Raw genomic sequence first — 8,127 nt, 5'->3', positions numbered from 1 at the left:
TGTTCGGTACCGTCGTGTTCGCCTCCTTCGCCGGCGTCTACTTCTGGTTCCCGAAGATGACCGGTCGTATGCTGGACGAGCGTCTGGGCAAGATCCACTTCTGGATCACCTTCATCGGCTTCCAGGGAACCTTCCTGGTCCAGCACTGGGTCGGCAACATGGGTATGCCGCGCCGCTACGCCGACTACCTCGACTCTGACGGCTTCACCCTGCTGAACCAGATCTCCACCGTGTTCTCCTTCCTGCTGGGCGCCTCCGTCATCCCGTTCGTCTGGAACGTCTTCAAGTCCTGGCGTTACGGCGAGGTCGTCACCGTCGACGACCCGTGGGGCTACGGCAACTCCCTGGAGTGGGCGACCTCCTGCCCGCCGCCGCGTCACAACTTCGTCTCCCTGCCGCGTATCCGCTCCGAGCGCCCGGCGTTCGAGCTGCACTACCCGCACATGGTTGAGCGCATGCGTCGCGAGGCACACACCGGTGCCCACGACGAGCGCGCGGAGAAGACCCAGTCCCCGGCTCCGGCCGAGGTCCGCTAAAAGGGTTTGACATAGACCCCTCCGACTGACACGACCCCCGGTAGATCCCTCTACCGGGGGTTGCGGCATGTCGAAACACCCCTCCCATGAAAGAATGATCCCGTGGCAGATCAAGCTCAGAACCCCGATACCGCCGACCTCGACCAGCAGCAGCAGCTGCAGGTGGAGCTCCAGCCCGGACTGGAGTCCGCAGTCATCACCCTCACCGGCCGTGACCGGCCGGGCGTGACCGCCGCCTTCTTCCGCGTCCTGTCCGCACACGACGTGCAGCTGCTCGACGTCGAGCAGTCCCAGTTCCGTGGTTTCCTCTCCCTCGCCGCCTACGTCGGCGTCGACCCGGAGCGCGTCGACCGCCTCCGTGAGGGCCTGTCCGAGACCCTCAAGGGTCACGGCCAGGTCGCGACCGTCGAGAAGGCGCCGGAGGGGCTGCACTCCAGCCCGCGTTCCACCCACGTGGCTGTCGTCCTGGGCAACCCGGTGACCGCCGCCGACGTCTCCGCCATCGGCCAGACCCTGGCCAACTACGGTGCGAACATCGACCGTATCCGCGGCATCGCGGACTACCCGATCACCGGCCTGGAGATCATGATCACGATCGCCAACCCGGAGCCGGGCGGCGGCAAGGCCATGCGTAAGGCACTGGCCGTGCTGACCACCGAGCTGGGCGTCGACATCGCCATCGAGCGTGCCGGCCTGCTGCGCCGCTCCAAGCGTCTGGTCATCTTCGACTGCGACTCCACCCTCATCACCGGTGAGGTCATCGAGATGCTGGCCGCCCACGCCGGCAAGGAGGCCGAGGTCGCGGAGGTCACCGAGCGTGCCATGCGCGGCGAGCTCGACTTCGAGGAGTCCCTGCGTGAGCGCGTCGCCACCCTCGAGGGTCTCGACGCCTCCGTCATCGACGAGGTCGCCCGCGACATCGTCCTGACCCCGGGTGCCCGCACCACGATCCGCACCCTGAAGAAGATGGGTTACCGCACGGCCGTCGTCTCCGGTGGCTTCATCCAGGTCCTCGAGGATCTGGCCGAGGACCTCCAGCTGGACTACGTCCGCGCGAACACCCTGGAGATCGTCGACGGCAAGCTCACGGGCCGCGTCACCGGCGACATCGTCGACCGCGCGCGCAAGGCCGAGCTGCTGCGTGAGTTCGCCGAGGACTCCGGCCTGCAGATGTACCAGACCGTCGCCGTGGGTGACGGAGCCAACGACATCGACATGCTCTCTGCGGCGGGCCTGGGCATCGCGTTCAACGCCAAGCCGGCGCTGCGCGAGATCGCCGACACCTCCGTGAATTACCCCTTCCTCGACGAGGTGCTCCACATCCTGGGTGTCCCGCGCGAGGAGATCGACGAGTCCGACCTGGAGGACGGCACCTTCCGTCGTGTTCCGCTCGAGGTCTCCGCACGCTAGTGGAGGAGACCGATCCGCTCGCCCTCGCGCACTCCCTCCTGAGCGCGCGGGTGAGCGACAACCGGCATGACCGTTCCGAGAACCCGGAGCAGCCGGAGACCGTGCAGGCGATGCAGATCGCACTGCACGTGCCGAAGACACAACCGCCCCGCCGTACCGACCTCCTCGAGGCCGCGGCGCGGGCGGTTGTCGCCGTCTGCCTCTCGGAACAGGTCGCGGAGGACCCGGCTTGGCGGGCCGGGCTGGAGGGTTGGTACGACCACCTGATCCGTAAGGTCGCCCGCCGGGCCCGCAACAAGGCCTGGGTGGATGTACAGGAGGTGCCGGGTGTCACCGTCGATGTGCGCGGTGCCCAGGCACGGGCGTTCGTTCCGTCGGCGGTGTCGGAGGTCCCGCCGCCGGTGCGGAAGCTGCAGATCCAGGGGACGGAGCTGCCCCAGGATGAGCCGGGCCCCGTGGAGCCGGGCACGCCGCTGATCCTCGTCGACCGGGATCTGCGGATGAGCACCGGTAAGGCGGCCGCGCAGGTCGGGCACGCGAGCATGCTGCTGGCCGCAGCCCAGGACGTGGGGTGGGTCCGCGCGTGGGCGGCCCGCGGTTTCGAGCTGCAGGTGCGGGAGGTGCCGCACGCGGAGTTCGCGGCGCAGCTGGACACCCCGGGAGTGGTGACGGTGCGCGATGCCGGCTACACGGAGGTCGCCCCCGACGCCATGACGGTGCTGGCGGTCCCCGGGAGTTAGAGCTGGGTGAGGGAGGGGGCGTCGAGAAGCGGGACCCACTCGCGCCCCGAGTCGATGAGCCCCGCGCGCTTCATCCGGGCCATCGCCCGGGACGCGGACTCCACGGTGGTGGAGGCGAGCCCGGCGATGTCGTCCCGCCGGAGCCACACCTGCAGGAGGATCGAGCCGTCGGACCGGCGCTGCCCCAGTTTCTCGGCCAGGTCCAGGAGCACGTCGGCCACGCGCTGCTCGACGGTGCGGGTGGCCCGTGCGATCTCCCGCGTGCGGCCCTGCGTGAGGCGTGCCTGCTGGAGGTGCAGCAGGGCCAGGGCGAGGGCGGGGAACTTGCCGACGACCGCCGCCAGGGACTCCGCCGGGAGGAACAGTGCGCACGTGGTCTCCATCGCCCAGGCGGATTCCTCCGTGGGGGAGGCGGTGGTGCTCAGCGGTCCGAGGACGTCGCCGGGGGCGGCGATGTCGACGGTGATGCCGTGTCCTTCGGCGGTGTCGTGGGTGACGCGGACACGGCCGGACATGATGAGATGGACTCCGCCCGGGGTGTCGCCGGCGATCATGAGGGGGTCTCCCTCGGCCCAGGCCAGGGCGGTCAGGTGCGTGTCGAGTTCCTGCCGCTGTTCCGGGGTGAGGTCGCGGGTGAGCGGGGACCGGGCCATGACGGCGTCGCGGGTGGCGGCGTCGCAGTGGTGGGGCTGGCCGCAGGTGCGTCGGACCGGGTGCGTTGACATGGCCCCATCGTAGGTCCTGTGCAGGGGCAGAATCCGGGGGCCTTCCGTGAGACACTGAGGTCCAAGACACATCCTCGAAAGGATCGGCCATGACACGCCCTGACGACCCCCACCACACCGACTACACCGGCTATGCGGGTCTGCCCGCGGCCGTTCCGCAGCCGGTGCCACCCGGTGAACCGCGCCCCCTCGACGCGGTGGAGAGTCTCACCCAGGGGGCGAAGGCACTGTGCAGCAACGTGCTGCCGTGGGTCCTGGCGATGCTCATCATCATCGCCGTGACGGTCATCCTCACGGTGGTGGTCGTCGTCCCGGTCGTCCTGCGGTCGTCCACCGGCGACGTGCAGCCGGAGGTCGTGGCCCTGTCACCGGCGACGGTGGCCGCGCTGATCCTCGTCTGGCTGGTCACCGTCATGCTGAGCATGGTGTGGACCCTCAACGTCTACCGCAACGCCGTCCAGCAGGTGCAGGGCGGGCCGGTCACCCTCGGGGATTTCTTCCGTCTGCGGGAGCTGGGTGTCCCGTTCGTGGCCTATGTGCTCATGGGGCTGGTGACGGTCATCGGTCTCGTGCTGCTGGTCATTCCGGGGCTGGTGGCCGCGGTGCTGCTGATGTTCGTGCCGTACCTGGCGTTCAGCCGCCCGGAGAGCGGGTTGAGCGGGATCTTCCGGGGTTCCGTGGAGATCGTCCGGCGGAATCCCGGACACTCACTCCTGCTGGTCCTGTTCTCCCTGCTGCTCAACGCGGTGGGCAGTCTGACGGTGATCGGGGTGCTGGTCACGACCCCGCTGAACGCCTGCATGCTGGCGCACGCCGCACTCCAGGGCAGCGGTGACCGGCTCCTTCACCGGCCCTGAGCCACCAGGCGCTCCAGGGCGCCGCGGACCACCGTCGGGTCGGTCGTCTCCCAGAAGGCGGGCATGGAGGCCCGCAGGAAGGAGCCGTAACGTTTGGTCACCAGCCGGTTGTCCAGCACGGCGACGACGCCGCGGTCGGAGACCGACCGCAGCAGCCGTCCCGCGCCCTGCGCCATGAGCAGCGCGGCGTGGGTGGCGGCGACCTCCATGAAGCCGTTGCGGCCCTCGGCCTCCGCGGCCTCCTTGCGGGCCTGCAGCAGCGGGTCATCCGGGCGGGGGAAGGGGACCCGGTCGATGAGCACGAGGGAGCAGGCGCTGCCCGGCACGTCCACGCCCTGCCACAGGGTGAGCGTGCCGAAGAGGCAGGCGTTCTCGTGGCGGGCGAACTTCTCCACCAGGGCGCCGGTCGTGTCGTCGCCCTGGCAGTAGACGTCGAAGGGCAGGCGGGCGCGCATGGCCTCGGCGGCCTGCTCCGCCGCACGGCGGGAGGAGAACAGTCCGAGGGTGCGGCCGCCGGCGGCCATGATGAGCTCGTGGATCTCGTCGAGGGTCTCGGGGGCGAGGCCGTCCCTGCCGGGGTCCGGCAGGTGGCGCGCCGTGTAGAGGATGCCGGAGCGGCGCGGGTCGAAGGGGGTGCCGGCGTCCAGGCTGTCCCAGGACCCCTTGGGCAGCCCCCAGGAGGCGGCCATCGCGTCGAAACGTCCGCCGATGGTGAGCGTCGCGGAGGTGAGCACCACGGTCTGCTCCCCGAAGAGCCGCTCGTGGAGCAGCCCGGCGACTGACAGGGGCGCGACCATGAGGACGTCGCCGCGGCGGTCGTCGCGGTCCAGCCACACGACGTCGCGTTGCGACGCCGCGTCCTCCTCGTCGAAGACCGTGAGGATGCGCACGATGGCGTCGTGAAGTTCCTGCAGGTGGTTGGAGAGGTTCTGCCGCTCGGCGTTCTTCTCCGGATCGTGGGCAGCCTCCCCCTCCGGGGCGCGGGCGACGGCGTCGCGGAGGGACCACAGGCCGTCACGGAGACCGGCGAGCGGTCCGCGGGCCGTGTCGTCGATGCCGGTCCACCGGCCGGAGGGCAGCAGCGCGGCGGCCGCCAGCCAGTCGTCGGTGAGCTCCACCACCTTGTCGTCGCGGCCCTCGGCGCCCAGCTTCCCGGCGCGCTTGGCGGCCAGCGTCAGGGCGGTGCGGGACAGCTCGTTGGTGGCGACGGAGGTGATGCGGCCGTCGAGTTCGTGGGCCTCGTCGATGATGACCACGTCGTGCTCGGGGAGGATGTCGATGTCGGCGAGGGCGTCGATGGCCAGCAGGGCGTGGTTGGTCACCACGATGTCGACCTCATGTGCTTTCCGACGCGCCGCCTCCGCGAAACACTCCTCGCCGTGCGGGCAGCGCGATGCCCCGAGGCACTCGCGCGCGGTGACGGAGACCTGCCGCCACGCCAGGTCCGGCACGCCCGGTTCGAGGTCGTCGCGGTCGCCGCTCTCCGTCTCCTGGGCCCACTCGTGGACGCGGGCGACGTGCCGGCCCAGCCAGGAGACGTCGGCCTCGTCGAGGAGGGCCTCCTCCGGGTCCTCGTCCGCCCCGATGCGGTTGAGGCAGACGTAGTTGGAGCGGCCCTTGAGGATCGCGAAGGTGGGGCGGCGTTCCATGACCTTCTCCAGGGCGTCCGCCAGGCGGGGCAGGTCTCGCTCCACCAGCTGCCGCTGCAGCGCGATGGTCGCCGTGGAGACGATCACCGAGGAACCCGTGGCCTGCGCGTGCCGGATCGCCGGGACGAGGTAGGCCAGCGACTTGCCGGTGCCGGTGCCCGCCTGCACCGCCAGGTGCCGTTCCGTCTCCAGGGCGCGTGTGACGGCCTCCGCCATGGCGACCTGACCGTCGCGGCGGGTGCCGCCGAGGGCGTCGACGGCGGCGTCGAGAAGCGTGGTGGTGGAGTGGGTCAGCGGTTCCGTGCTCACGCAGTGCCTCCTGGCGGGAAGAAGATGAAGGGCCGGCCCCCGAGTCTAACGCCGGGGGCCGGCCGGGCCGGGGGAGAGGCTCCCGCTAGTCGGGGAAGCCCACGAAACGGGTGCCGATCGACGGCTCGTCACGCGACAGCGCCAGGCCCTCCCACGGCAGCGTCAGCAGCTGCTCGGCGAGGTGCGCGCGGGACTCGTCGAGGGTCGGCAGACCCTCCACCGCCACGCCGTCCCGCATGAGCGGGACCGTCAGCTGCCGGGAGGTGAGGTGCCCGGTGTCCGGGGCCTCCGCGCCGAAGGGGGAGACCAGCTCCTCGACGGCGACACCGGAGGAGCGGTACGTGCGCACCGCCTGCTTGCCGCCGCCCGTCATGCCCTTGCCGCGGGAGCGCTTCGCGACGGGGTGTCCGTCCACCTCGACCAGCTTGTACACCATGCTGGCGGTCGGGGCACCCGAACCGGTGACCACCGAGGTGCCGACACCGTAGACGTCGACCGGGTCGCCGCGCAGACCGGCGATGGCGAACTCGTCGAGGTCGGAGGACACGACGATCCGGGTGTTGTGCGCCCCGAGGTCGTCGAGCTGCCGACGGACGCGCCGGGTGACCGCGCCGAGATCACCCGAGTCGATGCGGACGCCACCCAGCTCGGGACCGGCGACACGGATGGCCGTCTCGACGCCCTTCGTGATGTCGTAGGTGTCCACCAGCAGGGTCGTGTCCACGCCGAGGGACTCGACCTGGGAACGGAAGGCCAGCTCCTCGTTCGGGGTGCCGTCGTCGTTGATGTGCAGCAGCGTCCACGCATGCGCGGCGGTGCCGGAGGCCGGGATGCCGTAACGGTGGGAGGCCTCCAAGTTGGAGGTGGCGGTGAAACCCGCCAGGTAGGCGGCCCGGGAGGCGGTGACCGCCGCGTACTCGTGGGTGCGGCGGGAACCCATCTCGATGATCGGGCGGCCGTCGGCGGCCGTGACCATACGCGCGGCGGCCGAGGCGATCGCGGAGTCCGCGTTCATGATCGACAGGATGACCGTCTCGAGGATCACGCACTCGGCGAAAGTACCGCGCACCGTGAGCAGCGGGGAGTACGGGAAGTAGAGCTCGCCCTCCCGGTAGCCGTCGATCTGCCCGGTGAAGCGGTAGTCCCGCAGGTAGTCACGGGTCCGGTCGTCCAGGAAACTCAGGTGCGTGAGCTGGTCCTCCGTGAACACGAAGTCCCGCACCGCGCGCAGCACGCGGGCGGTGCCGGCGACGACACCGTAGCGCCGCTCATTGGGCAGGCGCCGGGCGAAGACCTCGAAGGTGGAGCTGCGGTGTGCCGTGCCGTCACGCAGTGCGGCCTGCAGCATGGTCAGCTCGTACATGTCCGTGAGGAGCGACGTCGAGCGGTTCGGCGGCAGCGAGGCTGCCTGGGAGGAGGAGGCGATCTCGTTCACACCGCCCACTGTATATCGGTCAGCTGGCGGAGAGCTGCAGCGTCACCCAGACGCGACCGTGCCCCACGGCGACTCCGGTGCCGTAGAAGGAGTAGCGGTCGTCGAGAAGCACCGCGGTGTGTGGAGCCGAGTGGAGCCAGGCCTCCATGAAGGCGTGTCCCGAGGCCGATTCCAGCGGCAGGCTGTGCTGCAGCATGGTGACGTTGTTCGGCGACTCGACGTGCCGGCCCAGGACCGCGGTCTTCTGCGCGTGGCGCTGCGCGGACAGCTCCAGGTGGGCGTCGTGGGCGAGCGGCGGGACATGCTCCTTGACCCGCAGGGTCGTCACCGCGATCGCGAAATCATTGCGGATCTCGGTGAGACGGGCCTGCGTCTCCGCGTCGGGGGTGACGTAGCCGATGTCATCGCCGGGGTCCCCGGGATCAGTGCTGGCCGGGCCACCGGGAGTGAAGGCCAGCAGCAGCGA

Annotated in this window: 8 protein-coding genes; 4 read left to right on the top strand and 4 right to left on the bottom strand. The window is 70.3% G+C overall.

Features of this window, described 5'->3' with window-relative positions; genetic code table 11:
• The 3 genes from GXZ33_RS12020 to GXZ33_RS12010 all read left to right on the top strand — a co-directional run.
• Positions 1-536, top strand: a 536-nt coding sequence (locus GXZ33_RS12020; RefSeq protein ID WP_291341419.1) for a cbb3-type cytochrome c oxidase subunit I, incomplete at its 5' end; no start/stop codon positions are given.
• A gap of 156 nt (positions 537-692) precedes the next feature.
• A complete protein-coding gene (gene serB, locus GXZ33_RS12015) occupies positions 693-1,946 on the top strand; it encodes a phosphoserine phosphatase SerB (RefSeq protein ID WP_291341423.1) in 1,254 nt (417 codons plus the stop codon).
• Between the two features lie 110 nt (positions 1,947-2,056).
• The gene (locus tag GXZ33_RS12010; protein ID WP_291341422.1) at positions 2,057-2,686 is read left to right on the top strand and encodes an aminoacyl-tRNA hydrolase; all 630 of its coding nucleotides are present in this window, start codon (positions 2,057-2,059) and stop codon (positions 2,684-2,686) included.
• On the opposite strand, the gene GXZ33_RS12005 is transcribed toward GXZ33_RS12010, so the two are convergent.
• Entirely contained in the window at positions 2,683-3,411 is a 729-nt protein-coding gene (locus GXZ33_RS12005) for a Crp/Fnr family transcriptional regulator (RefSeq protein ID WP_291341417.1), read from the bottom strand. The genes GXZ33_RS12010 and GXZ33_RS12005 overlap by 4 nt on opposite strands.
• Before the next feature lie 89 nt (positions 3,412-3,500).
• On the opposite strand from GXZ33_RS12005, the gene GXZ33_RS12000 reads away from it, so the two are divergent.
• On the top strand, positions 3,501-4,268 hold the full coding sequence (locus GXZ33_RS12000) for a hypothetical protein (protein ID WP_291341415.1): 768 nt from the start codon (positions 3,501-3,503) through the stop codon (positions 4,266-4,268).
• On the opposite strand, the gene GXZ33_RS11995 is transcribed toward GXZ33_RS12000, so the two are convergent.
• The 3 genes from GXZ33_RS11995 to GXZ33_RS11985 form a co-directional block, all read right to left on the bottom strand.
• On the bottom strand, positions 4,256-6,226 hold the full coding sequence (locus GXZ33_RS11995; RefSeq protein ID WP_291341413.1) for an ATP-dependent DNA helicase: 1,971 nt from the start codon (positions 6,224-6,226) through the stop codon (positions 4,256-4,258). The genes GXZ33_RS12000 and GXZ33_RS11995 overlap by 13 nt on opposite strands.
• Positions 6,227-6,311: 85 nt before the next feature.
• Positions 6,312-7,661: a nicotinate phosphoribosyltransferase gene (locus GXZ33_RS11990; RefSeq protein WP_291341412.1), complete on the bottom strand. Its 1,350-nt coding sequence runs from the start codon at positions 7,659-7,661 to the stop codon at positions 6,312-6,314.
• A 19-nt stretch (positions 7,662-7,680) separates the two neighbouring features.
• Positions 7,681-8,127 (bottom strand): CAP domain-containing protein (locus GXZ33_RS11985; RefSeq protein ID WP_291341411.1); only part of this gene is annotated, 447 nt, incomplete at its 5' end.

The organism is Corynebacterium sp. (assembly GCF_012838985.1).
Lineage (GTDB): Bacteria > Actinomycetota > Actinomycetes > Mycobacteriales > Mycobacteriaceae > Corynebacterium.
The sequence above is the reverse complement of the archived record's forward strand: the minus strand, read 5'-3'. Positions and strand labels throughout refer to the sequence as shown.